At 59.2% G+C, this 25513-nt stretch carries 27 protein-coding genes; 11 read left to right on the top strand and 16 right to left on the bottom strand.

Going from position 1 to position 25513, the window contains the following annotated elements:
* Positions 1-7: 7 nt before the first annotated feature.
* The 4 genes from FOY56_RS14345 to FOY56_RS14330 all read right to left on the bottom strand — a co-directional run bounded on the left by FOY56_RS14345 (position 8) and on the right by FOY56_RS14330 (position 3714).
* Positions 8-1315, bottom strand: a complete 1308-nt coding sequence (locus FOY56_RS14345; RefSeq protein WP_146346548.1) for a TRAP transporter large permease — start codon at positions 1313-1315, stop codon at positions 8-10.
* On the bottom strand, positions 1312-1878 hold the full coding sequence (locus FOY56_RS14340) for a TRAP transporter small permease subunit (RefSeq protein WP_146346547.1): 567 nt from the start codon (positions 1876-1878) through the stop codon (positions 1312-1314). Before FOY56_RS14340 ends, FOY56_RS14345 begins: the two co-directional genes overlap by 4 nt.
* Before the next feature lie 77 nt (positions 1879-1955).
* Positions 1956-3017 (bottom strand): C4-dicarboxylate TRAP transporter substrate-binding protein, encoded by a 1062-nt coding sequence (locus FOY56_RS14335; RefSeq protein WP_146346546.1) that lies wholly within the window; start codon positions 3015-3017, stop codon positions 1956-1958.
* A gap of 34 nt (positions 3018-3051) precedes the next feature.
* The gene (locus FOY56_RS14330; RefSeq protein WP_222434990.1) at positions 3052-3714 is read right to left on the bottom strand and encodes a TetR/AcrR family transcriptional regulator; all 663 of its coding nucleotides are present in this window, start codon (positions 3712-3714) and stop codon (positions 3052-3054) included.
* A gap of 174 nt (positions 3715-3888) precedes the next feature.
* On the opposite strand from FOY56_RS14330, the gene cysG reads away from it, so the two are divergent.
* From cysG to FOY56_RS14290, 8 genes are all read left to right on the top strand, one after another.
* Positions 3889-5325: a siroheme synthase CysG gene (gene cysG, locus FOY56_RS14325; protein ID WP_146346545.1), complete on the top strand. Its 1437-nt coding sequence runs from the start codon at positions 3889-3891 to the stop codon at positions 5323-5325.
* 113 nt (positions 5326-5438) lie between these two features.
* Positions 5439-6059 carry a TetR/AcrR family transcriptional regulator gene (locus FOY56_RS14320; RefSeq protein ID WP_146346544.1) on the top strand — a complete coding sequence of 207 codons (621 nt, stop codon included), beginning with the start codon at positions 5439-5441 and terminating at the stop codon, positions 6057-6059.
* Positions 6060-6097: 38 nt separating this feature from the next.
* Positions 6098-7306 carry an acetyl-CoA C-acetyltransferase gene (locus FOY56_RS14315; protein ID WP_146346543.1) on the top strand — a complete coding sequence of 403 codons (1209 nt, stop codon included), beginning with the start codon at positions 6098-6100 and terminating at the stop codon, positions 7304-7306.
* 12 nt (positions 7307-7318) lie between these two features.
* Entirely contained in the window at positions 7319-9466 is a 2148-nt protein-coding gene (locus tag FOY56_RS14310) for a 3-hydroxyacyl-CoA dehydrogenase NAD-binding domain-containing protein (RefSeq protein WP_146346542.1), read from the top strand.
* Positions 9463-10590 (top strand): CaiB/BaiF CoA transferase family protein, encoded by a 1128-nt coding sequence (locus FOY56_RS14305; RefSeq protein ID WP_146346541.1) that lies wholly within the window; start codon positions 9463-9465, stop codon positions 10588-10590. Before FOY56_RS14310 ends, FOY56_RS14305 begins: the two co-directional genes overlap by 4 nt.
* Before the next feature lie 12 nt (positions 10591-10602).
* A complete protein-coding gene (locus FOY56_RS14300) occupies positions 10603-11382 on the top strand; it encodes an enoyl-CoA hydratase/isomerase family protein (protein WP_146346540.1) in 780 nt (259 codons plus the stop codon).
* 174 nt (positions 11383-11556) lie between these two features.
* On the top strand, positions 11557-12111 hold the full coding sequence (locus FOY56_RS14295; protein WP_146346539.1) for a dTDP-4-dehydrorhamnose 3,5-epimerase family protein: 555 nt from the start codon (positions 11557-11559) through the stop codon (positions 12109-12111).
* Positions 12101-13000, top strand: coding sequence for a glycosyltransferase family 2 protein (locus FOY56_RS14290; RefSeq protein WP_186766335.1), 900 nt, complete (start codon positions 12101-12103; stop codon positions 12998-13000). The genes FOY56_RS14295 and FOY56_RS14290 overlap by 11 nt, the downstream gene beginning before the upstream one ends.
* 21 nt (positions 13001-13021) lie before the next feature.
* On the opposite strand, the gene FOY56_RS14285 is transcribed toward FOY56_RS14290, so the two are convergent.
* The 6 genes from FOY56_RS14285 to FOY56_RS14260 all read right to left on the bottom strand — a co-directional run bounded on the left by FOY56_RS14285 (position 13022) and on the right by FOY56_RS14260 (position 18855).
* Complete coding sequence (locus FOY56_RS14285; RefSeq protein ID WP_146346537.1) at positions 13022-14176, bottom strand: acyl-CoA dehydrogenase family protein; 1155 nt, start codon at positions 14174-14176, stop codon at positions 13022-13024.
* A gap of 83 nt (positions 14177-14259) precedes the next feature.
* Positions 14260-14961 carry an ABC transporter ATP-binding protein gene (locus FOY56_RS14280; RefSeq protein ID WP_146346536.1) on the bottom strand — a complete coding sequence of 234 codons (702 nt, stop codon included), beginning with the start codon at positions 14959-14961 and terminating at the stop codon, positions 14260-14262.
* Positions 14962-14964: 3 nt separating this feature from the next.
* Positions 14965-15708, bottom strand: coding sequence for an ABC transporter ATP-binding protein (locus FOY56_RS14275; RefSeq protein WP_246139492.1), 744 nt, complete (start codon positions 15706-15708; stop codon positions 14965-14967).
* A gap of 1 nt (position 15709) precedes the next feature.
* Positions 15710-16681, bottom strand: a complete 972-nt coding sequence (locus FOY56_RS14270; RefSeq protein WP_146346534.1) for a branched-chain amino acid ABC transporter permease — start codon at positions 16679-16681, stop codon at positions 15710-15712.
* Entirely contained in the window at positions 16681-17604 is a 924-nt protein-coding gene (locus tag FOY56_RS14265) for a branched-chain amino acid ABC transporter permease (RefSeq protein ID WP_146346533.1), read from the bottom strand. Before FOY56_RS14265 ends, FOY56_RS14270 begins: the two co-directional genes overlap by 1 nt.
* A gap of 69 nt (positions 17605-17673) precedes the next feature.
* Positions 17674-18855 (bottom strand): ABC transporter substrate-binding protein, encoded by a 1182-nt coding sequence (locus FOY56_RS14260; RefSeq protein WP_146346532.1) that lies wholly within the window; start codon positions 18853-18855, stop codon positions 17674-17676.
* Positions 18856-19103: 248 nt separating this feature from the next.
* Here FOY56_RS14260 and FOY56_RS14255 point away from each other — a divergent pair, with 248 nt between their 5' ends.
* The 3 genes from FOY56_RS14255 (at position 19104) to FOY56_RS14245 (ending at position 20646) form a co-directional block, all read left to right on the top strand.
* Complete coding sequence (locus FOY56_RS14255; RefSeq protein WP_146346531.1) at positions 19104-19520, top strand: acyl-CoA thioesterase; 417 nt, start codon at positions 19104-19106, stop codon at positions 19518-19520.
* Positions 19521-19604: 84 nt separating this feature from the next.
* Positions 19605-20327 carry an AzlC family ABC transporter permease gene (locus FOY56_RS14250; RefSeq protein ID WP_146346530.1) on the top strand — a complete coding sequence of 241 codons (723 nt, stop codon included), beginning with the start codon at positions 19605-19607 and terminating at the stop codon, positions 20325-20327.
* Positions 20317-20646: an AzlD domain-containing protein gene (locus FOY56_RS14245; RefSeq protein WP_146346529.1), complete on the top strand. Its 330-nt coding sequence runs from the start codon at positions 20317-20319 to the stop codon at positions 20644-20646. The genes FOY56_RS14250 and FOY56_RS14245 overlap by 11 nt, the downstream gene beginning before the upstream one ends.
* Here FOY56_RS14245 and FOY56_RS14240 read toward each other — a convergent pair.
* The 6 genes from FOY56_RS14240 to FOY56_RS14215 all read right to left on the bottom strand — a co-directional run bounded on the left by FOY56_RS14240 (position 20643) and on the right by FOY56_RS14215 (position 25512).
* Positions 20643-21266, bottom strand: coding sequence for a hypothetical protein (locus FOY56_RS14240; RefSeq protein ID WP_146346528.1), 624 nt, complete (start codon positions 21264-21266; stop codon positions 20643-20645). The genes FOY56_RS14245 and FOY56_RS14240 overlap by 4 nt on opposite strands.
* A 30-nt stretch (positions 21267-21296) precedes the next feature.
* A complete protein-coding gene (locus tag FOY56_RS14235) occupies positions 21297-21431 on the bottom strand; it encodes an aa3-type cytochrome c oxidase subunit IV (RefSeq protein WP_146346527.1) in 135 nt (44 codons plus the stop codon).
* Between the two features lie 86 nt (positions 21432-21517).
* On the bottom strand, positions 21518-22105 hold the full coding sequence (locus FOY56_RS14230) for a hypothetical protein (protein ID WP_246139491.1): 588 nt from the start codon (positions 22103-22105) through the stop codon (positions 21518-21520).
* Positions 22074-23921 (bottom strand): glycerophosphodiester phosphodiesterase family protein, encoded by a 1848-nt coding sequence (locus FOY56_RS14225; protein WP_146346526.1) that lies wholly within the window; start codon positions 23919-23921, stop codon positions 22074-22076. Before FOY56_RS14225 ends, FOY56_RS14230 begins: the two co-directional genes overlap by 32 nt.
* A gap of 87 nt (positions 23922-24008) precedes the next feature.
* Positions 24009-24461 (bottom strand): DUF6173 family protein, encoded by a 453-nt coding sequence (locus FOY56_RS14220; RefSeq protein WP_146346525.1) that lies wholly within the window; start codon positions 24459-24461, stop codon positions 24009-24011.
* Between the two features lie 4 nt (positions 24462-24465).
* Entirely contained in the window at positions 24466-25512 is a 1047-nt protein-coding gene (locus FOY56_RS14215; protein ID WP_146346524.1) for an MBL fold metallo-hydrolase, read from the bottom strand.
* Position 25513: the final 1 nt, after the last annotated feature.

The raw sequence follows: 25513 nt of genomic DNA, 5'->3' as shown, positions 1-25513 counted from the left end.
TCCTTTCTCAGACAAGAGCAGTTGCAAGGATGGGGAAGGCAAGAACCAGCGCCAGAAGCACCAGCATCATCAGCGCGAACGGGGCCGCGCCGCGAAAAATCTCGCCCAGAGGGATGTCCAGATCGGTCAGAGCAGACTTGATAACAAAGACGGATATGCCAAATGGCGGGGTCAAAAGCCCGATTTCGACCGCGATGATGGTGATAATGCCGAACCAGATCAGATCCACCTGCATCGTGACCAGGACGGGCAGCATCAGGGGCACAAGGATCAGCATGATCGACGAGGAATCAAGGATCGTGCCCATCAGGATCACAAGGCCGACATAGGCAAAGATCACACCCCAGTATCCGATTTCGGCCGTAGCCACGAATTCGCCAAACCCGGTCGGAACCCCGGACAACGCCAGCATCCGCGAATACATTTGCGCCGCGATGATAAGAAAGCTGATCGAAGCGGTGATCAGACCGGTGTCGGTCAGCACCTGCCAGAAGTCTCGCCAGCCAAGGCTGCGGCGCAACAGGCCAATCAGGATCGCCCCGGCGCAGCCCACGGCGCCAGCTTCGATTGGGGTGAAAAAGCCGCCATAGATGCCGCCCAGAACCAGCCCGATCAGGGACGCAATGGGCAGTCCCTTTTGCATCACTTCGACACGCGACAACGTGGATTGGGCGGCGGTGGTGTGGCCATCTCCCAGCCATTGCGGGCGCAGCCGGGCGGTCAGCCAGATGCCGCCGCCAAAGATCAACGCCAGCAAAATGCCGGGGATGACGCCGGCGATGAACAGGTCGCCAACGGATTGTTCGGTCAATAAGCCATAGAGGATCAGCAACAGGCTGGGTGGGATCAACATCCCCAACACTGACGACCCGGCAACGACACCCACTGCAAAGCGCGGCGAATACCCGTGGCGGATCATCTCGGGCACCGCAATCCGGGTGAAAACGGCTGCCGAGGCGATGGAAATGCCGGTGATTGCCGCAAAGATCGCATTGGCCCCGACCGTTCCGATGCCCAGTCCGCCGGACATCCTTCGGAACAGGTGGTTAGCAACGTCAAACGCGTCCCGTCCCATACCGGTCACCGAGACGAGATACCCCATCAGGACGAACAAAGGCACGACCCCGAAGAAATAGCTTGAGATCGTTTCCGATGCAGCAAGCGCCAGCAGTTTGCCCGCCAGAACCGGCGAGCCCTTGATCGCCCAGACGCCAAAATACGAGGACAGCATCAGCGCGAAAGGCACCCAGAAGCCAAGGTAAACCATGACCACCATGGCACCGAATGACACAAGACCAATGTCAAAGGCGCTCATGATCGGCCTCTCCCGATCAAACGCAGAAGCGCTGCAAGGCCATAGAGAATGATCTGCACAAACAAGGCGGCACAGCCGATCAGGATGACCAGCTTCACAGGCCAGATCGGAGCGGTAAAATCGCCGACCGTGCCTTCGAACGTGTTGCGCACCCAGGCTTTGCGAAACAGCGGCAGCGACGCCCAGAAGATTATCCAGATCAGCGCGGCGGCAGCAGCAGCAAACACGACCTCAGTAAGGTCGCGCAGCTTAGGAGCCCGCGCGCCGACAAAGGTCAAAATCGCTTCGGACCGGGTCAGGCGGCCCTTTCGAAACGTCTGCGCAATCTGCAGAAACACGATGGCCACGATCGACATCGACACCATCTCGGGCACGCCGGAAACCGGCGCATTAAAGGCACCGCGCCCGATCACATCCGAATTGACCAGCAGCATGATGACGATAATCAGCAAGGTGCCGACGACGTTCAGCGCTCCGGTGATCACATCGACACCAGAGCGGAGCGTCGTGAACCAGCGCGGCAGCCCGTCATCATCGGACGGGACGTCCGGCGTATTAACCATCACAAGGCCTCCGGCAAACAGAAATCATGGTCTGACCAAGACCGGCGCCCGCCCCGTGTTGCGGGGCGGGCGCGATGTCATTCCTGATCCCAATTGCGGACCGGCGTGGCACCCGCAGCGCGCATTGTGTCCATATAGGATTTCAACACCGCAGACCCGGCAATGCCCTGACTGTCCAGCTTTTCGGCCCACACCTGCGCCACGTTGTCCATGCCTGCCGCCCACTCTTCGCGGAACGCCTGATCGACTTCGGTCACGGTTGCGCCCTGATCCTGCATCAGGCCAAGGAACTTGGCCACCGAGGCATCCAGATCTTTCTGATAGGCGTCGGCATCGGCCTTGGCAGCAGCCTTCAGAGCGTCCTGAACCATCGGGTCAAGCCCGTCGAACCAGTCTTTGTTGGCCGCCAGACCACCGGCGTATTGCGCGCCGAACCCCACCTTGGTGATATAGGGCGCAACCTCGTGAAGCTTGCCGGGCAGCGCCGCAGACGCGAACACGATGACACCGTCATACACGCCGGTCTTGATCTCGTTGTAATAGGTGGTGAGGTTACCCGACACGCCCACGGCACCCGTGCCCTTGAGCCAGTTCACCGCAGGCCCCGGCGCGCCGATCTTGCGGCCATCCAGATCCGCAATAGAATTGATCGGGAACGTGGTCATCAACAGATAATCGTCGATCCCGATCCCACCCCCAAGGTATTCCAGACCGTTGTCGGCCCAGGCCGCTTTCATGTCGGCATTGGTTTCCTGCAACTGGTCCATCCACCCCGACACCGCCGTTGAATCGCTGGACACGAAAGGCGTGAAGTAAGTGACATTCTGCACCGCCAGCTTGGCCGGGTCGAACAGGCTCGAGACCAAGCCGATCTCGGCCAGACCTTCTTCGACCGACTCCAGCTCATCGCCGACCTTGGCCAGCGATCCGCCATATTGCTCGGACCATTCGATGCTGTGATCCGACCCTTCCAGCGCGGCATTTACAGCCGGGATAAAGGTCTGGCTGGCATGCTTCACCCAGCGAAACACCGGCGGGTGACCCGCCACGATGGTCACATTCATTGTCTCTGCCTGAGCGGTCAACCCGCCCAGAACCAAGGCCGCCGCAAGGCTTGCCCCTTTGATTACTTTGTTCATCCTATCCTCCCTAAATAGATGATGTTTCGTTGAATTATGTTTTCAGCGCGCGCACCCCGGCACAAATGAAGGGGACGATCCGGGCCAGCATAGCCTCGACATCGCCATCGTCGCATTCTCCGTCTGACAGGCGCGCCGGGCGCCCGGTCTTGGACATCATCGTCATGCCAACACCAATCGCGAACATATAAGCCCAGACCGCATCGGCGCGGGTCAGAGCGGGTTCAACTTGCTGAAATGCAGCGATGAATCGCGTGGCAACCGGATCATAGTGCGTTTCCAAAACCTTCTGATCGCGAGGATCTGACGAGTTGGCAAACGATACCAAAAGCCGGGCAAACGCGCCGCCATCCCGGGCCAGATCCAGACCGGTTTCAATCGTGGGGCGGAACAACGCTTCGACGATCTGCTCAAGATCAGGCTGACCGGGACCAGACAACAATCGATCCAACAGGGCGATCCGATGCCCATTGATCTGCTCTGATCGTCGGGCCACCAGTTGTTCGAACAGGGTTTCCTTGTTCTTGTAATGGTAATGGATCAACCCCTGCGCAACACCGGCCAGCTCGGCGATCTCGCGCATTGTGGCACCTTTGTACCCGGATGACGCAAAGACCTGTTCCGCCGCATCCAGAATAGCATCCGACCGGCGTTCGCCGCGGTCTGTCTCAGCATGTCGTGCGGTGGACTGTGGCACATTTCCTCCCCCCGGAATCCTGACTGATCACTCAGTCAGGATTTCTTAAGCCAAAGATTCTGTCAACCCGCACGCCGATTCTGCCCCATTGTCGCGAATTCAGGCGATAACCTTGCCAGTGCCGACGGAATAAGAAATGACCACAGGTAGCTGTTTTTCGACCAAGGGCGCGCCATGGACTTTCTGCCGATCTTTCTGAACCTTCGTGGCCGGGTGGTCGTTGTTGACGGGGGCACCTCGACAGCTGCCCGCCGCGCAGAACGCGCGCTTGAGGCCGGGGCCCATGTCAGGATCTATGATCCAGAGCCCGAAGCCTCTGTTCTGGCCCTGAACACCCGCGACAACGTCGACCTGCATCGCAGACTGCCTGAAGCCGACGATTTGGCTGGCTGCACGGTGGCCTGGGGCAGCTCTGGTGACGCAGACCGTGACCTTGCCCTGCTGGGTCTGGCGAAAGCCGCCAAGGTCCTGTGCAATGTCGCCGATGAAGCCGAACAAGGCGACTTTATCACGCCCTCCATCGTTGATCGCTCACCTGTCGTGGTGGCCATTTCGACGGGCGGTGCAGCACCGATCTTTTCCCGAATCCTGCATGCCCGGATCGAAGCGACCCTTCCCGTCGCCTATGGGCGTCTGGCCGAATTTGTCGGTGGGTTTCGCCAAAAGATCCTCGACGCCGTTCCGGACGCACGGATGCGGCGGCATTTTTGGGAACGGATGATTGATGGGCCCGCTGGGGATTTCTTTCTGGCCGGGAATCTGGCGCGCGCCGAAGCCCAGATCACTGACGACTTGCTGACCACCGCCACGGGTGGCGAAAACACGGCGGGCGAAGTGTACCTTGTGGGCGCAGGTCCGGGTGACCCTGAGTTGCTGACCTTTCGCGCCCTACGCCTGATGCAGCGTGCTGACGTGGTGCTATATGATCGGCTTTTGGGCGACGACATCCTGTCCTTGGTGCGGCGCGAGGCCGAGCGGATAAACGTTGGCAAAAAGGCCAAGGACCACACGATGGCGCAGGAAAGCATCTCGCAACTGCTGGTGCGTCTGGCCCGCGACGGCAAGCGTGTGTTGCGTCTGAAAGGGGGTGACCCCTATATCTTTGGGCGCGGCGGCGAAGAAATCGCTGAACTGGCCGAAGCCGGAATCCCGTTTCAGGTCGTGCCCGGCATCACAGCGGCCTCCGGCTGCAGCACCTATGCCGGGATTCCCCTGACCCACCGCGATCACGCGCAATCCTGCACATTCATCACGGCACATGGCAAAGACGGAGTGCTGGATCTGGACTGGGATATCCTGATCCGCGATGGGCAAACCGTTGCCGTTTATATGGGTCTGGGCAGTCTTGGCTTGCTAAGCGCAGGCTTTCTGGAACGCGGCATGACTGGCGAAACGCCTGTCGCCGTGGTTGAGAACGGCACCCGGCCCAGTCAGAAAACCGTCACCGGAACGCTTTCCAATATTGCGCAACGTGTAGAGAAGGCCGAACTCAAGGGACCAGCCATCATCGTGATCGGCAGCGTGGTCACCCTGCGCGATCAGTTGAACTGGCAAAGCCTGGACCGGACGGCCTATGCCCTGACGCTGGACGTCGCACGACCGCCTGAGTAACGGCGAAACGCCAAGTGACGCTGCGTTTCACCTTGTCATCCCCTGCTCGCAGTTGACGCGCTTTGAACACTGATGTTCAATTTGTCGCGACGGGAGTGAGGAGAACCGAGTCGATGACAGGGGCCGAACATCGCATATTGCACGCCGCCATGCGGCTGTTCGCTGATCGTGGCGGGACGCAGGTTGCTGTGAGTGATCTGGCGAAAGAGGCCGGGATCGCCCGCGGTACGATCTATAATAACATCTCGGATGTCTGCGGGCTGTATGATGCGGTCTGCAATATGATGGCCGACGAAATGGCCGAAAACCTGACGGCCTCGGTCGCCGATGTGTACGATCCGGCCCAGAAACTGTCCGATATCGTGCGTCTTTGCCTGCGCCGGGTTCATGAAGAACCCCATTGGGGCCGCTTCATTGCCCGCTACGCGATGGGCGAACCCAGGCTTGGAAGCTACTGGCGTTATGCCCCCGCAGAAGAGTTGCGCAAGGGATTGGCCTCGGGCCGGTTCGAATTTGCCCCCGAACAAGTCGCGTCGATCACCGCCACGTTTGGCGGTGCAACCTTTGGCGCGATGACACTGATCCTGAACGGCAACCGCACGTGGCGGCAGGCCGGAACCGACACGGCCGAGCTTTTGTTGCGCTCGGTCGGATTGCCCCGCGACGAGGCCCGCATTCTGGCCTCGACCGAGATTTCACCGCTGCCCCGTATCGAGATTTTCAAGGCAGCCTGACCAGACACATGAATTCGCCATACCGGGAGGAGACCCAGATGACCGAAACCGCTTATATCTATGACGCAATCCGCACGCCGCGGTCCAAGGGCAAAGCTGACGGATCACTGAACGAAGTGAAGCCGATCAACCTTGTCACCACATTGCTGAATGAAATGCAGTCGCGACATGACTTCGACACCAGCCGCGTTGATGACGTGATGTTGGGCTGCGTGGCGCCAGTGATGGAGCAGGGATCCGTCCTGCCCAAGATCGCCCTGCAAAAGGCCGGTTGGGACGAAAGCGTGCCGGGCGCGCAGGTCAACCGGTTCTGCGCCTCGGGTCTGGATACGTTCAACACCGCTGCAGCCAAAGTCGCCAGCGGGTGGGAGGATCTGGTCTGCGCCGGAGGCTTTGAAAGCATGTCACGCGTGCCAATGGGGGCCGATGGCGGCCCATTTGCCGAAGACCCCGAAACCGCGATCCAGACCGGGTTTGTACCGCAAGGGATCGGGGCCGACCTGATCGCGACGCTGGAGGGTTGGAGCCGCGATGATGTCGACGCGTTCGCGTTGGAGAGCCAGAAACGCGCGGCGCACGCCCGTGACAGCGGCTGGTTTGACCGGTCGGTCGTGCCGGTGCGCGACGAAAACGGCGTGACCATTCTGGAACGTGACGATTTCATCAAACCTGATACCGACATGCAAAAACTGGGCGCGTTGCGGGCCAGTTTTGAACAGATGGGCAAGATGGCCTTCGATTCTGTCGCCCTGAAGAAATACACCGAGGTTGAGGCGATCAACCATGTGCACACGCCCGGCAACAGCTCGGGCATTGTGGATGGCGCGTCGCTGATCATGCTGGGCAACGAACAGGCCGGCAAGGATATGGGGCTGGACCCGCGCGGGCGCGTTGTATCGATCGCGCTGACGGCGACCTGCCCGACGATCATGCTGACCGGGCCGGGACCGGCGTCTGAAAAGGCGCTGAAAAAGGCCGGATTGACCATCGATGACATCGATCTGGTGGAAATCAACGAAGCCTTTGCCAGCGTCGCCCTGCGTCTGCAGCGTGACCTGAACGTGCCGGACGAAAAGCTGAACGTGGTTGGCGGCGCGATTGCCATGGGTCACCCGCTGGGGGCGACGGGCGGTTGCCTTGTCAGCACCATGCTGGACGAACTTGAGCGGCGCGACCAGAAACGCGCTTTGATCTGCATGTGCGTCGGTGGCGGCATGGGCATCGCATCAATCATCGAACGGCTGTAAGGGACTGGCAAGATGGAAGAATTTCGTTACGAAAAGGATGCCGACGGCATCGTGACCATCACCATGGACATGACCGGACAGTCGGCCAACACCATGAACGAACGCTTTGTCCCGGCAATGGACTGGGCGATGGACAAGCTGCGCGGTGAGGACGGACTGACCGGGGTCGTTTTTGCCTCGGCGAAAAAGACGTTCTTTGCGGGCGGCGATCTGCATGTGATCCTGGCGGTGGAAACCGCCGACGAGCAGACGTTCAACTATATCGAAGAAAACAAGCGCCCCTATCGGGATCTGGAAAAGCTGGGCGTGCCGGTCGTGGCCGCAATCAACGGTGCAGCCTTGGGCGGCGGATACGAGCTGTGTCTGGCGTGTAATCATCGCGTTGTCGTCGATGAACCCCATGCGGTGGTCGGCCTGCCAGAAGTTGGCTTGGGCCTGTTGCCGGGTGCCGGTGGGGTCGTCCGTCTGACCGCCCTTTTGGGTCTGGAAAGGGCTCTGCCCTATCTGACCGAAGGCAAACAGGTAAAGCCACAGGCGGCGCTGAAGGCCGGTATGGTGGACGAAGTTGTCGCCACGCAGGACGACCTGATCCCGGCGGCCAAGGCCTGGATCAAGGCCAATCCGGACGCCCACACTCAGCCATGGGACAAGAAAGGCTTCCGCTATCCCGGTGGCGACGCGGTACATCCGCGTATCCGTCAGGTGGCCACGATGGGCAGCGCCATGCTGGTCAACAAGACACGCGGCCTGATGCCAGCGCCGGAAAAGATCCTCGACGTCGCTGTAAACTCAATGCGGATGGGGTTTGAATCCGCCCTGCGCAACGAAAGCCGGGGAATTTGTGCGCTGATCACCACCCCCGAATGCAAGGCCGCGATCACCACGTTCTTCTTTGGCATGCAGGCCATCAAGGGCGGCAAGGTGCGCCCCAAGGGCGACCGTTGGAAGGCCAAGAATGCGGCCATCCTTGGGTCCGGCATGATGGGGTCGGGCATCGCCTGGGCCCATTCGTCGCGCGGCTTGCCATCGGTGTTGAAAGACACCGAGATGGATAAGGCCGAAAAGGGAAAATCCTATTCTGCCGGTCTGGCCGACAAAGCGATCAAACGTGGCCGGATGACCGAGGAGGGTAAAGAACAACTGTTGTCGCTGATCACACCCGCAACCGATGACACCGCCTTTGCCGGGACCGATCTGATCGTCGAGGCCGTGTTCGAAGACATCAGCCTGAAGGAAAAGGTCATCCCTGAAACCTTCAAGCAACTGTCCGACGACGGCATCTATGGCTCGAACACCTCGACCCTGCCGATCTCGCTTTTGGCAGAAAGCTGCCCTGATCCCAGCCGGTTCATCGGCCTGCACTTCTTCAGCCCTGTCGACAAGATGAAGGTTGTCGAGATCATTCTGGGTGAAAAAACTTCGGAAGAAACGCTGCGCAAAGCATACGATTATGTCCAGCAGATCGGGTACATGCCGATCGTGGTCAATGACAGCAGGGGGTTCTTTACCTCGCGCGTGTTCGGCACTTATCTGGACGAAGGCCAGTTGCTGCTGACAGACGGGATGAGCCCGGTGGCCGTTGAACGCGCCGCATGGATCGCAGGTATGCCTATCGGGCCGCTGGCGGTGCATGACGAAACATCGATGGTGTTGTCGAAAAAGGTACATGACACGCATGTTGCACTGGATGCACGGTTGGGCGTTGAAAACGGGTTTCCGGCGTCGATGGATGGCACAGCGGCTGTAGGCTTCAAGATGGTCGAAATGGGCCGGGGCGGGCGTCACTATGGCGGCGGGTTCTATGACTATCACGCCGATGGCAGCAAAACCCTGTGGGATGGTCTGGGCCAGTTCCAGCAGGGGAACCGCGATGTTTCGGTGGACGAAGCCGTTGAACGCCTGCTGTATCGTCAGGCCATCGAAACCTTGCGCTGTTTTGACGAAGGCGTCTTGCGGACCGAGGTTGAGGCAAACCTTGGCGGCATCTTTGCCATCGGGTTCCCGGCGCATATCGGCGGCGCGTTGCAGTACATTCGCGGCGTGGGCATCGATACGTTCCGGACCCGCGCGGCAGAACTGGCCGAGGCTTATGGGGATCGGTTCGCGATCCGACCCGAGGCGTTCGACAAGCTGCGCGACGCTCAGAAGGCGGCAGCATGAGTGGTCCGCTTTCTGGTCTGAAGGTTGTCGAAATGGCGGGGATCGGCCCCGCCCCTTTGGCTGGCCAGTTTCTGGCCGACCTTGGGGCCGATGTCGTTCTGATTGAACGGAAATCCGGATCAGCCGACCCCACGGACATCAACAACCGGGGCAAACGATCTGCCGCATTGAACCTGAAAACGGCAGAAGGCATCGAGGCCGCTTTGGCCCTGATCGCAAACGCCGATGTCCTGATCGAAGGCTTCCGTCCCGGCGTGATGGAGCGCATGGGACTGGGGCCCGCTGACTGCCACGCCGTGAACCCGAGGCTTGTCTTTGCCCGGATGACCGGCTGGGGGCAGGACGGGCCCATGGCGCAGATGGCCGGACATGACATCAACTATCTGGGCCTGACCGGGTTTCTGCATGCCACCGGTCGCGCCGATGACGTGCCCACCCCGCCGCTGAACATCGGGGCGGACTATGCCGGTGGCACCATGTTCCTGCTTTTCGGCATCATGTCCGCGCTTTATGAGCGCCAAAGCTCGGGCAAGGGGCAGGTCGTTGATGCGGCGATGGTCGACGGGGCCTCGGCGCTGATGTCGCTGATCCATTCGATGATCGCCAAAGGCTTCTGGTCGGAACAGCGCGAAAGCAACCTGCTGGACGGCGGGGCGCCGTTTTACCGGGCGTATGAGTGCGCGGATGGCAAATTCTTGTCGGTCGGCCCGCTGGAGCCGCAGTTCTTTGCCGAACTCGTGCGGCTTGCCGGGTTGCCCGACGATCACCGCGCAACTCAGAACGACCCACGTACCTGGCCGGACCGGCGCGATGCCTATGCCGAGGTGTTTCGTACGAAATCCCGCGATGAATGGGCAGACATCTTTGACGGATCCGACGCCTGTGCGGCCCCGATCCTCAGCTGGAGCGAAGCCCCCGATCACCCGCACCTTGCCGCCCGGGGCACGTTCACGACCCAAGCCGACGTCACCCAAGCCGCCCCGGCCCCGCGGTTTGACCGCACACCGCCTGCCGCGCCGGGTTTGCCACCTGCACCCGGTTCTGACACTGAAATCGTCCTGGCCGAAGCTGGCTGCGATGACAACACGCTGGCCCGCCTGCGCGCGGCTGGCGCATTCACCTGAAGGACGACATCCATGACTGACTTTCCGGTTCAAATCGATCGGGACGGCCCGATTGCAACCGTAACAATGACCCGCACGGACGCGTTCAACGCCCTGAACGGGGCTTTGCGCGCGGGCCTTGCACAGGCCGTGAGCGAGGTCGAACTGGACCCCAAGATCCGTGTTGTGATCCTGAAAGGGGCCGGTCGCGGATTTTGCGCAGGGGCAGACCTGAACGAAGCCCCCGCTGGCGTCCGCCCGACGCACCAGATGATCGAAGAAGAGTACCGCCCGATCCTGACCGGCATTGGTGCTTCATCGAAGATCTGGATCGCGCAAGTCCATGGCGCCGCTGCAGGCATCGGTGCCGCATTGGCGATGAACTGCGATATGCTGACGATTGCCGATGACGCGTCGATCTATATGGCGTTTGCGGCCATTGGCCTTGTGCCCGACGGCGGGAATTGCTGGCTTTTGCAGCGCGGAATGGGCTATCGCCGTGCGATGCAGGCCATTCTTGAAGGTCGCATGATCCCGGCAACCGAGGCGCTGGACATGGGACTGGTGAACGAAATCCACGCCCCAGACACGCTTGACGCTCAGACCCGCGCCATGGCCATCCGTGTTGCCGCTGCCGCCCCGCTGGCGGCTGCCGCCGCCAAGCGCCTGATGCGCCGGATGGATCAGATGTCTTATGGTGACGCGATTGCCGCCGAAGGGATCGAACAAACTGCGCTCACGAAATCGGCCGATTTTGCCGAAGGCGTCACTGCGTTCCGCGAAAAGCGCAAACCCAACTTCAAGGGCAAGTAAAACCGGGCACTCAAAGCCCGCGAAACGGACCAAAGCAAGATACATTAGTGAGTGCCCTGTCCGCCAGATTATTGGGCGGGCGGGGCGCTTGATTACTTGCGGGCATCCGGTCGCAATTGCGCGGGTACATCGCAGACGATACTGTTTCCAAAACAGATTTATCCGGGAAAAATTATGTCAGACGAACCAGATCTCCTCTTCAAAACGCTTTCGGGGGCAAGTCGGGATCATGCGACTGTGACACCGGAGGGCACCGTAATCGCGGACACGCCTTTTGGGTCTGTCGAGCACCGCAGCACAACGCATGTCGACAACCGTGGCACGGTCACCGAACTGTTTGATACGCGATGGGACTGGCACCCGGACCCGATAAGCTTCGCCTATACCTATACCATTCGCCAAGGCTGGGCGAAGGGTTGGGGCCTGCACAAGCTGCATGAAGATCGGTACTTCCTGTTGGAAGGGCGGATGCAGATCGCCTGTTATGACGTCCGCGCCGACAGCCCCACCTATGGTCAGGTCAGCCACATCATTCTGTCTCAGGAAAACCCAAGGATCGTCAGCATCCCCAAATTTGTCTGGCATGCCAACATCAACATCGGGTCCGGGGATGTCCGGGTCGTCAACTTTCCGACAATGCCTTATGATCATGAGAACCCGGACAAGTATCGCCTGCCTTTGGACACGGATCTGATCCCTTATAAGATTGAGTCTGCCGGTGGCTGGTAAGGACAATCCGGCACCGTTTTTCACTGTATTTCTGCCGACCAATGGGCGAGATGACGTAATCGGCACCTCGCTGGACAGCATTCTGAACCAGAGTTTCAGAGATTTCGAACTGATTGTCATGGGCGATGGCTGCACAGACGGAACCGCAGACATTGTTGCACGTTACGCCGAAACGGATCCGCGTGTTCGCTGGCTGAGCTATGACAAAGGTACAGCGCAAGGCTATGCCAACCGAAATATGGCACTGGCTGAGGCGCGGGGCACTGCCATCGCTTTTGCCCAACATGATGACCTCATGTTTCATGACCATTTACAGCTTTTGGCGGGTGTTTTTCAACGTGACAATGTCATGTGGGCTTACTCTCGCCCGGCCTGGATCGACGACGCCGGACGCATCATGCCCTACTTCGTGAACCTGTACGTAGCCACGCACAGGCAGTTTTTTCTGCAATCGCATAACATTGTGCCCACAAACTGCGTGGCTATCCGGCGCTCGGTCCTGACATCAATCGGCACCTTCGACGAAACGCTGCCGATGGCGGCCGACTGGGATTTGTGGAAACGCATCGTTAACCGGTTTGGACCCGAAACCATCGGGTTCGTTCGTCATATCACTGGCCTGCACTTTCGGGCCAAATGGAAAGAAGGCGATGCTTGGGGACCTCCGCCATTACCGCATTTGTCGGCAATGGCGGCGTCTTCGGCGTTCTGGCCACCTCAGCTGAAACTGGACTTATCCGTCGACAACGAGGCCCCACAACTGACCGTGGCACGGATGATGGCTGCAAATCCTGCGCATTTTGCCAATCAGATCCGCTTCGGATCGCTTCAACTGCAGGACGCGCTGTCGTGGACCCTGTCGTTTGATCCGTTGACACCACGCTGTTGAGAAAAGGGCGACCTTCGCGATTTAGCGCCCCCCACGCGGCAAGGTGCCTTCGTATTTCGCGATGATGCCCAGCATCACCTCATCCGCGCCGCCCGCGATCGAAATCAGCCGGGTATCACGATAGGCACGTGACGCGATGTTGTCACGTGTGTAGCCCATGCCGCCCCAGTATTGCATGCACCAATCCGTAACCTCGCGCGCCACGCGCCCGGTCTTGAGCTTGGCCATCGACGCCAGTCGGGTCACATCTGCGCCTTCGATGTATTGCTGCGCCGCTGAATAGGCCAGCGCGCGCAAGGCTTCGACCTCGGTGCGCAGTTCGGCCATTTTGTAATGCACCACCTGATTGTCCAGCACCGGTTTGCCAAAAATCTTGCGCTCGCTGGTATAGGCGATGGTCGCGTCGATCACCCGGTCCAACCCGCGCAGCGCCGAGGCGGCGGCGAACAGCCGTTCTTCCTGAAACTGCATCATCTGCATGGTGAACCCGGCGCCTTCCTGCCCGATGACATGGCGCGCGGGAACGCGCACATCATCAAAGAACAATTGCGCCGTGTCCGAGCTGTTCATCCCGATCTTGTCGATCTTTTGCTTGTCGATCCCTGCCGCATCCATCGGCACCACGATCAGCGATTTGTTTTCATGAATCCGTCCGTCACCGGTGTTGGCCAGCAGACAACACCAATCGGCCTGAAGCCCGTTGGTGATCCACATCTTGGCCCCGTTGATCACGAAATCATCGCCATCCCGCCGCGCTGTGGTGCGGATACCCGCCACGTCCGACCCGGCACCGGGTTCGCTGACACCCAGACACCCGACCATCTCGCCCGCGATTGAGGGCGCAAGAAACTGGCGTTTCAGCTCTTCCGACCCAAACCGGGCCAGAGCCGGAGTGCACATATCGGTCTGAACACCGACCGACATCGGCACGCCGCCGCAAGCCGCGGCCCCGAAGGCTTCGGCCATGACCATGGAATAAGTGAAATCCAGCCCCATGCCGCCATAGGCCGGGTCGTATTTGATGCCAAGCAAGCCCAGCTTGCCCATCTTGGCAAAGACCTCATGCGCGGGATAGGCCTCGGCGGCCTCCCATTCATCCACATGGGGATTGATCTCGGCTTCAACGAATTTCGTCACCAGCTCATCAAGCTGTTTGTGGTCATCTGTCCACTGCATGGTATCCTCCCGTCGCAGGAGTTTCCTGCGTTCGAGAACAAGTTACCCGACACAGCGTGGGGCAGGTCAAATGTAACCTTGGGTCAGAACCCAAGGTATCTTTCGCGCACGGTTGCGTCGCTCTCAAGCGCGGTACTGTCGCCAGACCAGACCACCTGACCGCGCTGGATGACAAAGTGACGGTCGGCAATCCGCAGCAGGTCTTTGAGGTTCTTGTCGACCACAAGGATCGACATGCCCTGCCCGGCAATTTCGGTCAGGGCGTGCCAGATCTTCTGGCGCACCAGTGGCGCCAGACCTTCGGTGGCTTCGTCTAGGATCAGCAGTTTGGGGTTGGTCATCAGCGCCCGTCCGATGGCCAGCATCTGTTGTTCGCCCCCCGACAAGAGATTGCCCATCGACGACGTGCGGGTCTCAAGTTCGGGGAATAGCGCAAACACCTTTTCCACTGTCCAAGGATCTGCCACGCCAAGATGGTTCGACGCGGTGGCAATCAGGTTCTCCATCAGGGACAGGTTGGGAAAGATCTGGCGCCCTTCAGGGACCAGCCCCAGACCAAGATTGGCGGTTTTGAAACTGGCTTGCCCGACCAGTTCCTGGCCTTCGAACTTAATTGACCCGCCGCTGGCGGGCACGATGCCCATGATCGTGTTGATCGTGGTGGTTTTGCCCATGCCATTGCGTCCCAGAAGGGTCGCGACCTGTCCGGCCTCCAAGCTCAGCGACATGCCGAACAACGCCTGACTGGTGCCGTAGTGCGTGGTGACGTCTTGCAGGTTCAGCATTGTCTATTCCTCGCCCAGATAGGCGTGCTGAACCGCCTCGTTGCTGCGGATTTCATCCGGGGTTCCTGTGGCGATGATATGGCCATAGACCAAAACCGAGATCCGGTCGGCCAGCGCAAACACCGCGTCCATATCGTGTTCGATCAGCAGGATGGTATGCTTGCCCTTGATGCCAAGCAGCAAGTCCACCATTTGCGCCGACGCTTCGAGGCCAAGCCCCGCCATCGGTTCGTCGAGCAGCATCAGTTCCGCTTCCGAAGCCAGCGCAATCGCGATTTCCATATGCCGGTGTTCGCCATGCGACAGGGCGGCGGTCGATAGATCGGCCTTATCCGCCAGCCCGACCCTGTCCAGCAAGGACATGGCACGGTCGCGCAAGGATTTGATGCCACGGGCGGGTCGAATGAACCGGAACGAGTGTCCGTCATGCGCCTGCAGGGCCAGTGCGATATTATCTATCACGCTCATCTGCATGATCAGGGACGTGATCTGATAGGACCGTGCAATACCCAGATGCGCCCGTTTGTGCGGCGCAATCTGGGTAATGTCTTGACCCTGAAACCTGATCGTTCCGGTGTCTGGTTGCTGCGTTCCGGACAGTTGGCTGATCAAGGTTGTTTTGCCCGCCCCGTTCGGCCCGATGATCGCGTGCAGTTCGTGCGGCGTGACAGACAGGTTCAGATCGTCCGTCGCCTTGATGCCGCCAAAGGACTTGTTGAGGCCCGAGATTTCAAGAACTGCCGTCATCTCAGTCATCCTTCCCGCCGCGACCGGTCAAAAGCCCGGCCAGCCCGCCACGGACAAACAGCACGACTCCGATCAACATCAGACCGAACGGCAGATGCCAGTAGATCGTGATGGTCGACAGGATTTCTTCGATCACGATAAAGGACACAGCGCCAAGAACCGGCCCCAGGGTCGTCGCCACGCCGCCAAGGATCACCATGAACATCAGCTCGCCGGAGCGTGACCAATCCATCATTTCGGGGCTGATGAAGGTTGTGAAATTGCCGAGCAACGCGCCTGCGTACCCCGCCATCGCGCCCGAGATCACATAGGCCGTCAGCCGATAGGCGTAGACGTTGAAGCCAAGCGAGATCATGCGTTCTTCGTTGCCCTTGGCCCCTTGCAGCACCATGCCAAAGCGCGAGTTGACAATCATTCGCACCAGCAGCATCGCCACCAAAAGCGACACATACGACAGGCCGAACAATTGCAGAGGGTCGTCAAGGTTGATCAAAGGCAGCTCGGACCGCGTATCGATCACCAGCCCATCATCGCCACCATATTCCTCGATCGACACGATCAGGTAATAGACCATCTGCGCAAAGGCCATGGTGATCATGATGAAGTAAACGCCGCGCGTGCGCAGGCAGACGATGCCCGTCAGCAATGCAAACACCGCGCTCACGATGATCGCCAGCGGGAACTGCACCAGCCCGTTCACAGCCCAGTCCCCCCAGCTGTAGTACAGCCAGTGATAGGCCGGGATGCCGACCGCATATGCGCCCAGCCCGACAAACGCGGCGTGCCCGAATGAGATCAGCCCGCCATAACCCAGGATCAGGTTCAGGCTGACCGCAGCGATGGCGAGAATTGTCAGACGCGTGGCAAGGTCCAGATAAAAGGCGTTGCCGGTCAGGTAGAAAACCGGGGGCAGCACGGCCAGCAGGGCCATGACGATGACGGTCAGCCATCCGCGTCGGGTTAGCTTTTGCATCAGCGTGTCCTCGGCGGGAATAGGCCGCTGGGCCGGAAAGCCAGCACCAGTGCCATGATGATATAAATCAGCATCGCCGATACGGCGGGGGCTGATGTTTCAGCGGCCTCAGACGACATGAACAGCTTGAACAGATCGTCCAGAAACGACCGGCCCAGCGTATCGATCAGCCCGATCAGAAGGGCGGCGATAAACGCGCCTTTCATCGATCCAATGCCGCCCACGATGATCACGACAAATGCGGTGATGATGATGTTGTTGCCCATGCCGATCGATGCTTCGGTAATGGGGGCGATCAGCATGCCCGCCAGCCCGGCCAGCATCGCGCCCAGTGCAAAGACCAAAGCAAACAGGGTCTGGATGTCGACCCCCAGGGCCGAGACCATGGTGCGGTTCGATGCGCCTGCGCGGATTAGCATGCCCAGACGGGTATAGTTCACCAGCCAGAACAACCCGCCCGCGGCGGCCAGCCCGGCGGCGATGATGAGCACGCGGAAGGTTGGGATCACCAGCGTTTCGGACAGTTGGATCTGTCCATCCAGCCATGGTGGCAGCGGCACCGCAATACCCGCAGGCCCCCAGATCAGATGCGCCAGTGTGTCCAGCACAAGGATCAGGCCAAAGGTGCCAAGCACGTGATCCAGATGGTCGCGAGAATACAGGGGCCGTGCCACAAACCGTTCGACCAGCAGACCAATCACTCCGGTGATTGGCAAGGACACCACCACCGCCCACAGGAAATTACCCAGAACAAAGGTCAATGACGCGCAGATGAATGCGCCCAGCATGTACAGAGATGCATGGGCGAGGTTCACGAAATCGAGGATCCCGAAAACCAGCGTCAGCCCGGACGCAACGAGGAACAGCAGCAGCCCCAATTGAAGCCCGTTCAGGGTCTGGATAAAGAGCAGGGAAAGATCCAAGAAACGGACTCCAAGGCTTGAAAAAGCCGGCCGGGGCGACCCCGGCCGGCGCAGACGATCCGGTTCAGATCACTTCATTTTGCAGTCGGCAGCATAGCTGTCGACGTGATCGTTATAGACGGTCTGAACGACTTTGGTGGTCCATGTGCCGTCCGCATCGGCGACCACTTCGCGCAGATAGAAATCCTGCACCGGGAAGTGGTTTTCGCCATAGGTGTAATCGCCGCGCACAGACGCATAGTCGGCCTCTTTCAAGGCCGCGCGCACGGCGTCCATGTTGGACATGTCACCACCGACTTTTTCCACCGCACTGGCGATCAGGTTGATCGCGTCATAAGACTGCGCCGCATAGTTCGACGGATATGCGCCATACTTGGCTTTGAAGTCGCTAACGAACTTCTGGTTGGCCGCGTTGTCCAGCGATGGGTCCCATGCGCCGGTTGACCGGCTTCCCAGAACCGACTGGAAATCTGCGGCTTGAAGTTTGGGGATCGACAGCCCGTCAACGGTGAACACCGTGTAAAGCGGCAGCACATCTTTCAGACCGGCCTGATGATACTGCTTGATGAACGCGCCACCGGCAGCGCCGGGATAAAACACAAACAGACCATCCGCGCCGGATGCTTTTGCCTTGGCTAATTCAGCCGAGAAATCCAGTTGGGCGTCAGCGCCCCATTTGGTCAGGTCCTTGCCTTTGATCTCACCCGAGAACGTGCGTTCGACGCCCGCCACCATGTTTTTACCCGCCGCATAGTTCGGCGCCATGATGTACAGCGATTTGACACCGACCTGATTCAGCACTTCGCCCATAGCCATCGGCGTCTGGTCGTTCTGCCAAGAGGTCGAGAAGAAGTTCTTGTCGCACAGCTTGCCCGCAATCTGGCTGGGGCCGGCGTTGGCCGAAATCAGGAATTTGCCGCCATCCAGCGCTGATTTGCGCGACGCGAGCAGAACATGACTCCAGATAAAGCCGGTGATGAAATCTACATCGTCCTGTTTGACCAGCTTGTCGGTGGCCTGCTTGCCGGTCTCAGGGGCGAACCCGTCATCTGCATAGATGATTTCAAGCTTGGTATCGCCAGCCATGCCGCCCAAGTGATCCATTGCCAGATTGGCAGCTTGCTGCATCTCTTTGCCGATCACGGCAGCACCCGTGGTTAGCGTTGTAACGAAGCCAATCTTGACCGGTTCAGCAAATGCGGTCGAGGCCATCAGGCTGGCAGCCAAAGCCAGTGTGGTAAATTTCTTCATGTTATTCTCCCTATCGCCGGTATTGGTTCCAGCATTCTTGATTTTGCTCGTTAACCTTGCCCAGAGAGCGCGCCAAGCGCAACGAATTATGCCGATATTTTTCGATTGGTGCCGGGCAACAGTCTGTTCCTGTTCATCGGTTCAGCAGCGTATCGGCAGCTCCTGCGGCAAAATCCGGCGTTGCCTCCTGCGGATGGTTAAGGTCAGTTGCAGGCACAGACACTTATTTCCAAACTGGATTTCAACCAATGTCCCAACCCGATTTCACGATGGATGTACCGATCAGCTTCGGACACTGCGATCCCGCCCAGATCGTTTTTTACCCCAACTACTTCCGGTGGTTCGATCATTGCTTTCACGCTTTCGTACTAAAGCGTGCAGGCGGTCATCTGGCGCTGTGTGAAGAAATCGGCGCCCACGGGCTGGGCCTGGTCGATGTCGGCGCGCAATTCCTGACGCCTGCGACGGCAAACGATGTGCTGACGCTTGAGCTGCGAATCGAAGACTGGACCAGCCGCACTTTGCGCCTGGCATACAAAGGGCGGGTTGGCGAACGCACGGTTCTGACCGGGTTCGAAGTGCGTGCCGTCTTTGTTCAGAAAAACGGGCGGATGCGCGCAGGCGACACCGCGCCGCTGCGCGAACGTTTGGAAGTTGCCGGATAAGCCGATCCGCTGCGCTATCCGGATCTGCGATTGCACCGGCCAGAACACAGCGATACAGCGACGGTGTCTGCATAGGAAAAGCCGATGGCCCGTTCTCCCCTTTCGTCTGCCTATTGGGACGGATTTCGCAAAGGTTTGCCGTTTCTTCTGATCGTTGCGCCGTTCGGGGCCTTGTTTGGCGTGCTTGCGACCGAAGCCGGGTTGCAGGTTTTTGAGACCATGACATTTTCGATGACCGTGTTCGCGGGTGCTGCGCAGCTGACCGCGATCCAAATGCTGAACGAAGGGGCGCCAACTGCGGTGGCACTGGCGTCTGCGTTGGCTGTGAACCTGCGGATGGCAATGTATTCAGCGTCGTTGACGCCCTATCTGGGCGCGGCACCGTTGTGGCAACGTGCGTTTATCGCCTATTTCACCGTCGATCAGTCTTATGCCCTGTCGATCGCGCACTACGAAACCAGCCCGGAGATGTCATTGGCTGCCCGGATCCGTTTCTTCTTTGGAACAATGACCCCGATTGTGCCCGCATGGTACGCCTCTTCGCTGGCAGGTGCGGTTCTAGGTGCACAGATCCCTGAAAGCTGGGCCTTGGATTTTGCGCTTCCCATCACGTTTCTGGCCATTGCTGCGCCGATGCTGCGCACCTTGGCCCATGTTGCGGCGGCTTTTGTTGCCGTCGCAGTGGCACTATTGGCTGCCGGGTTGCCCTTTAACCTGGGCCTGATCGTGGGCGGGATTTCCGGCATGATGGCCGGTGCCCGTGTCGAAGTCATGCTTCGGGAAAAGGGGCTTTGGGATGAACGGTGACACTGTACAGCTTTGGATTATCATCGTCGGCCTTGCCATCGGCAGCTTTACACTGCGGTTTGTGTTTCTTGGGTTGATCGGCGATCGGCCAATGCCCGACTGGCTTTTGCGTCACCTGCGTTACACGGCCGTAGCGATCATCCCCGCGATGGTTGCCCCGGCCACGGTCTGGCCCGCAGCCACCGGCGGCACGCCTGATTTGGCGCGCCTGATGGCCGCGGCGGTGACCGTTGTTGTCGGATACGTTACAAAGAACTTGTTCGCCGCCATCTTCAGCGGCGCCGGAACCCTTTACGGATTGTTCTATCTGCTGGGTTAGTTCGGCGACGGCGCTGTATTCAGCTTGGCGTTGGCCTTTTTCAGGGCTGCGTTCAAATCCGGCTCATCTTCCTCGACCAGCTTTTCGGTCTGCACGCCCGGTATCGTTTCGAACTGTTCTTGCAGTTTGACGGGATAATACGTCGTATTGATCGGCTCGAACCCCGGAACCTTCCGGAGCAAAGACGAAATTGACTGAGCACACATTGCGCCGGGAACAGGCCCCGCAGTAAGCGCCAGCTGATAAGCGATTTCGGCCTGTGCCGCAGTGACCTGAACGGTCTGAGAGACGACGTGGTGCGTGCTGCGGGCATGGGCGCTGCGATAAGCCCGCTCAATGCCCGGGGTGATCCCAAACAACACATCGTTCCGTTCCGGCACGATATCGGCATAAAACGACCCGGCGGGATCAAAGATCACCTGTTCGGACGCGTTGATCAGCAGCGCAGAATGCCCACCCGCACCGGTCCGGTTGTTCACCATCGTATAGAGCGTCAAAGATGACGTTCCCGGGTCGCGATACGACACAGCCGCAATGCTAGCATCATCCGCGAACGGCGACGGACTGGCGCAGCCGACAACAGCCAGCAAAATTGCACAGAGATACAGCAGTCGTCGCACGGCAAGAAACTCCGATCAGACCATCAGATATCAGGAGATGAAGATGGCCATCAGGACAACCAAGACCAGGATCACGATCACCGACCAGGTCACAAATTTGATGAAACCGTCAAAGGTTGCCGTCTGGACCGAGGTATCCATTTCGCCGTGCTTATGTTCAGCCATGAGTGTTCTTCCTATTCGCATTTCGCTGATTTGATACCGAATAGCGGACGATCTGTCACCACGTCAATCGCGGGCAGAGGGTCGCATCAGTCGGTTTTTGTCGGAGTGGTGAACACAGAGCACTGTGGATACCCGTACCCCCAGCGCCATGGAAGCCCCGAACACGGCCCTCCGCCGAATCGCACAGCCAGATACATTGACCCCGCTATCGCGTCATAAGCCGCCGTAACTTGCCCGGCACTGACATCATAAAGGTCGATGATTTCATCCTGCCGGTCCTGCCCCGTCGCCCTGACGCAAGCGCGCAGGGTTTCATCTGCTGCCAGTCTTGCCGCAAAGCTGTCTTCGGGAGAATCGGCCCCTCCGACGTTGTGATAGGCGTGATCATGGGTCACACAGCACGCTTCCCACGGCGGTTTCTGATCATGGGCTTCGGCGAATTCGGGAAACCAATCCGCAACCAGTGCCCAGCTTTCGGACAGCCCGCCGCTGCATCCGTCGGTCGCAAACGGGGCCAGATCCGCCCCACCATCTATCACCGCAAACAGCGCCTGGTGTGCCGGTATTTCGATCGTCCGCCCCAAAGCATTGTCCTGAGCCGTTGCCGGACCAACAGCTAACACAGCGATCACTCTTGCAACCTTAAGGACTTTCATCGCGATACGTTTTTCCATTCAGATCCAGACCCAGCACCTGTGACACCCACAAGATCAACCGCTCGGGCGTGCTAAGCTCGGCGCGGATTGCCAGAACTTGCCGCGCCAAAGCCGGTTCGTCGGTGATCAGGCCATTGACGCCGCGTGACATCATGCGCGACATCTCAAGCGGGTCATTCACCGTCCAGACATACAGATCCTTGCCCGCCGATCCGACCGAGTTGATCACGGGGGCCCGGGCGATACCGGTATTCACGGCAACGAAATCGGCCTGCAGCCCCGCCAGATCGCCAACCGCTGTCGCCGCCAGAACGCCAACCCGCCAATCCGGGCGCAGTTGCTGCATTTTCAGGACAGCCGGGTATTTCAGGGACATGGTGGCGATACGATCCGCCATCCCCATATCCTCGACAATGGCGATGACCCGGTTTTCCAGATCTACGTCATGACCGTAATACTTGAGCTCGATCAGAACCCGTGACGGCGTTCCTTTGGCAGCGGCCAGAACATCACGCAAAAGCGGGGCGCGCTGGTCGGCATAGGCGGGGTCGAACCAGCTTCCGATATCGATATCTGCGATATCCGCCATGGTCGCGTCCCAGATTTTCAGATTGACCTGTGCCAGCTTCATGAAGTCGCTGTCATGCATGACCACGATTTCGCCGTCTGCGGTTTCCTGAACGTCAATCTCGACCCAGTCAGCCCCATCCTCGATCGCCTGCAAAATCGACGCCATGGTGTTTTCCGGCTTCAACCCGGCAGCGCCGCGGTGGCCGATAATCTCGACCTGATCCTCGGTCCTGACCTGATCCAGAAGCGCGGCCCCGGACCAGAACCCTGCGACAGCGACTACACTGATCCCGGCTGCCGTCAGGATCAGCTTTTTGCGCAGTGACCCTTCAGGTGGCAGAGCATTTTCTGGCAGTGGTTTTCGCGGTCCGTCAAAGAACGTATCCAAAAGCGCCGCCAGCGCGCCAAGCGCAATAGCCGAGATCAAGATGCCCGCGATCATCCAGCTTAACCCCGCCAACGCGGTGATCAACAACGCAAATTTCAACCCCGACCCGGAGTGCAACGGGATCAGGTTCAAGACGAAACCTGCCAAAGCGCCGACCAACAGGGTGGCGGCAACGCGGATCAGCAACCAGATCACGAGTTCGATCTGCAATCGCCCTTTGCGCCCCTGCATCTGCTCGGTGCTGGCGGCAAAGGCCTTCATTGGCGCCAGATCTGAGAACAACACCAGATGCAGCGCCATTGCCCAACTTGTCAGACGTACCAGCAAGCCTGCGATCATCGCGATCATGATCACGGCGATGATCGCAACGGCCCATTTGAATTCGGGTGGTTTGAAGGTCAGGTAATAGTTGATGTCGAATTCGGTCAGGTACCACATCGCCACCAGCAATGCGGCCAACAGAAACGGCAGAGCCAGGGCCAGAACCCGGGCGACGAATATCACCGCAAAGGTCAAAAGCGCCCGCGACTTGTACAGCACAAGGGCCAGCGCCGTTCGGGCCGCCTGTAGACCGGTGCTGTCTTGCCGCAGAACCGCCGCTATGAAGGTAAACCCGACAACTTCCGCCAACAGGAGGACACTTACCACGGCCAGCGCCACGACAAATCCACCGGGTGACAGAATCGACAACGCGATGTCCTGATCCGTCAGAGCGCTTTGATTCGACAAGGAAACCGCCAGATTGATCACCGCGCTGACCGCCGGTGCGATTACAGCATAGGCAGCAATTTGCAGGGCAACATAGATGGAGAAGATGAAACCGCGCCGGGACCAGGCGTCTTCAAATGACCGAATGACGGCGCCGAAATAGGACACACGCGACCTCCCAAACTTTCAGCCATTCAACCTAACCGAGCGGTCGAGCGCAAGCCAATTCGGGACAAGTTGACGCAGCTACCTGCGTCAGTGTTCTTCCAGATCTGCTGCCAGCCGGAACCCGATACGCTTTGCCGGAGTTTCTGCCTGCGGCTTTGGCAAAGCCCGCAGCATGACGTTCAGCTGACTTACATGCTGGATCAACTGCGTCTTCGCGCCGCTCGCATCACTGCCATAAAAGGTCACGATATCGGGGTCATAATACCCCATACCTTCGATCCTGAGAACACCGGCGTCGCCGCCGGTGAAGCCCATGGCGATCTCATGCGAACTGTCGAGCTGTTCTTCGAAATTACGAATGTATAGGATCAGGCGCTCATACGCCCATCTTGCCGGGCTTTTCTTGGACACCGGTTGTTTCAGCGGATCCGGAATTTCGCGCATCTTGGGCACAGCGTCGGGATTCGCGTGGACCTCGTGAACCCGCGGGATAGCGTCTGTTTCTGACGCTTCCGCCGCTGTTCTGATCTTGTCATCCATGATGCTAGGCCTTGCTTTGATACAGCCAGGCGCCGTCCTCGCGTCGGGTGCGGGTCACGGCACCCGTCAGGTAAAGATGGTTCACATGCGCCACGGCTTCAACCAGGGCCATCCCGTATTCGGACTTGCCGATCTGGCGTTTGAAGACTGCCAGAAAGCAATCCGCAGCCGTTCCGGGCGTTTTCAGATGATCAAGCATCCGGTCCAAGGCGCTGTGATGATTGTCGGCCAGTTGCCGCATACGCAGTGGCAGACCGACAAACGGCAACTTGTGTCCGCCCAGCGCCAGATGATCGGACCGCGCCAGTGTCGCCAGCCGTTCACAGCTTTCCAGCCAGTCGGCAAGCGGATCTGCCTCGGGTTCGGTCGGGTAGACGCCGATGTTCGGGCTGATCGACGACAGGATCTGGTCTCCGCTCAGGACCAGATTGTCATCCCGGCTCCAGAATGTCGCCTGTTCAGGGGCATGGCCATTGCCGATATGCACGTCCCAGTCGCGTCCGCCCATGCGGAACACGTCGCCCTGCTTGATCCGAGTGTACCCCGAGGGCATCGGATAGACGATGTCGGCAAAGTTGAAGGGACGTTCGGCGATGCGTTCAGCCAAAATGTCAGGATCCATCCCCGCCGACCGGTAAAAGGCGATGTTTTCCTGAGTCATTTCGGTCTGAACGTCCAGCGTCAGCATCCGCGCAAACAACCACGAGGTTCGCGTGGTGATCAGTTGCGCTCCGAATTCGGACTGTAGCCATCCCGCCAGCCCGACATGGTCAGGATGGTGGTGCGTGACAACAACCCGTTTCACGGGCTTGCCCTTGAGCGGACCGTCCATGACCGTGCGCCACAAATCCCGCATCTTTTCAGAGTTGAACCCGGTGTCGATCACCGTCCAGCCGTCGCCGTCATCCAAGGCATAAACGTTGACATGGTCCAGTTTCATCGGCAACGGAAAGCGCAGCCACAGCACACCTTCGGCGATTTCGATAGCTTCGCCGTGGGCCGGAGCATCCTCCCAAGGGTAGCGCATCGTCAGGGCTGCTTCTCCATCCATG

Origin of the sequence: Falsiphaeobacter marinintestinus (assembly GCF_007923355.1) — a bacterium.
Taxonomy (GTDB): domain Bacteria; phylum Pseudomonadota; class Alphaproteobacteria; order Rhodobacterales; family Rhodobacteraceae; genus Phaeobacter_A; species Phaeobacter_A marinintestinus.
The sequence above is the reverse complement of the archived record's forward strand: the minus strand, read 5'-3'. Positions and strand labels throughout refer to the sequence as shown.

Bases quoted from the DNA above. Each gene is read 5' to 3' on its own strand.
- FOY56_RS14305 (WP_146346541.1), top strand. From the start codon at position 9,463: ATGAGTGGTCCGCTTTCTGGTCTGAAGGTTGTCGAAATGGCGGGGATC.
- cysG (WP_146346545.1), top strand. From the start codon at position 3,889: ATGGACTTTCTGCCGATCTTTCTGAACCTTCGTGGCCGGGTGGTCGTT.
- FOY56_RS14285 (WP_146346537.1), bottom strand. From the start codon at position 14,176: ATGCAGTGGACAGATGACCACAAACAGCTTGATGAGCTGGTGACGAAA.
- FOY56_RS14270 (WP_146346534.1), bottom strand. From the start codon at position 16,681: ATGCAAAAGCTAACCCGACGCGGATGGCTGACCGTCATCGTCATGGCC.
- FOY56_RS14345 (WP_146346548.1), bottom strand. From the start codon at position 1,315: ATGAGCGCCTTTGACATTGGTCTTGTGTCATTCGGTGCCATGGTGGTC.
- FOY56_RS14220 (WP_146346525.1), bottom strand. From the start codon at position 24,461: ATGGATGACAAGATCAGAACAGCGGCGGAAGCGTCAGAAACAGACGCT.
- FOY56_RS14320 (WP_146346544.1), top strand. From the start codon at position 5,439: ATGACAGGGGCCGAACATCGCATATTGCACGCCGCCATGCGGCTGTTC.
- FOY56_RS14280 (WP_146346536.1), bottom strand. From the start codon at position 14,961: ATGCTGAACCTGCAAGACGTCACCACGCACTACGGCACCAGTCAGGCG.
- FOY56_RS14235 (WP_146346527.1), bottom strand. From the start codon at position 21,431: ATGGCTGAACATAAGCACGGCGAAATGGATACCTCGGTCCAGACGGCA.
- FOY56_RS14335 (WP_146346546.1), bottom strand. From the start codon at position 3,017: ATGAACAAAGTAATCAAAGGGGCAAGCCTTGCGGCGGCCTTGGTTCTG.
- FOY56_RS14275 (WP_246139492.1), bottom strand. From the start codon at position 15,708: ATGACGGCAGTTCTTGAAATCTCGGGCCTCAACAAGTCCTTTGGCGGC.
- FOY56_RS14260 (WP_146346532.1), bottom strand. From the start codon at position 18,855: ATGAAGAAATTTACCACACTGGCTTTGGCTGCCAGCCTGATGGCCTCG.
- FOY56_RS14295 (WP_146346539.1), top strand. From the start codon at position 11,557: ATGTCAGACGAACCAGATCTCCTCTTCAAAACGCTTTCGGGGGCAAGT.
- FOY56_RS14215 (WP_146346524.1), bottom strand. From the start codon at position 25,512: ATGGATGGAGAAGCAGCCCTGACGATGCGCTACCCTTGGGAGGATGCT.
- FOY56_RS14315 (WP_146346543.1), top strand. From the start codon at position 6,098: ATGACCGAAACCGCTTATATCTATGACGCAATCCGCACGCCGCGGTCC.
- FOY56_RS14310 (WP_146346542.1), top strand. From the start codon at position 7,319: ATGGAAGAATTTCGTTACGAAAAGGATGCCGACGGCATCGTGACCATC.
- FOY56_RS14230 (WP_246139491.1), bottom strand. From the start codon at position 22,105: ATGGAAAAACGTATCGCGATGAAAGTCCTTAAGGTTGCAAGAGTGATC.
- FOY56_RS14255 (WP_146346531.1), top strand. From the start codon at position 19,104: ATGTCCCAACCCGATTTCACGATGGATGTACCGATCAGCTTCGGACAC.
- FOY56_RS14300 (WP_146346540.1), top strand. From the start codon at position 10,603: ATGACTGACTTTCCGGTTCAAATCGATCGGGACGGCCCGATTGCAACC.
- FOY56_RS14340 (WP_146346547.1), bottom strand. From the start codon at position 1,878: ATGGTTAATACGCCGGACGTCCCGTCCGATGATGACGGGCTGCCGCGC.
- FOY56_RS14245 (WP_146346529.1), top strand. From the start codon at position 20,317: ATGAACGGTGACACTGTACAGCTTTGGATTATCATCGTCGGCCTTGCC.
- FOY56_RS14250 (WP_146346530.1), top strand. From the start codon at position 19,605: ATGGCCCGTTCTCCCCTTTCGTCTGCCTATTGGGACGGATTTCGCAAA.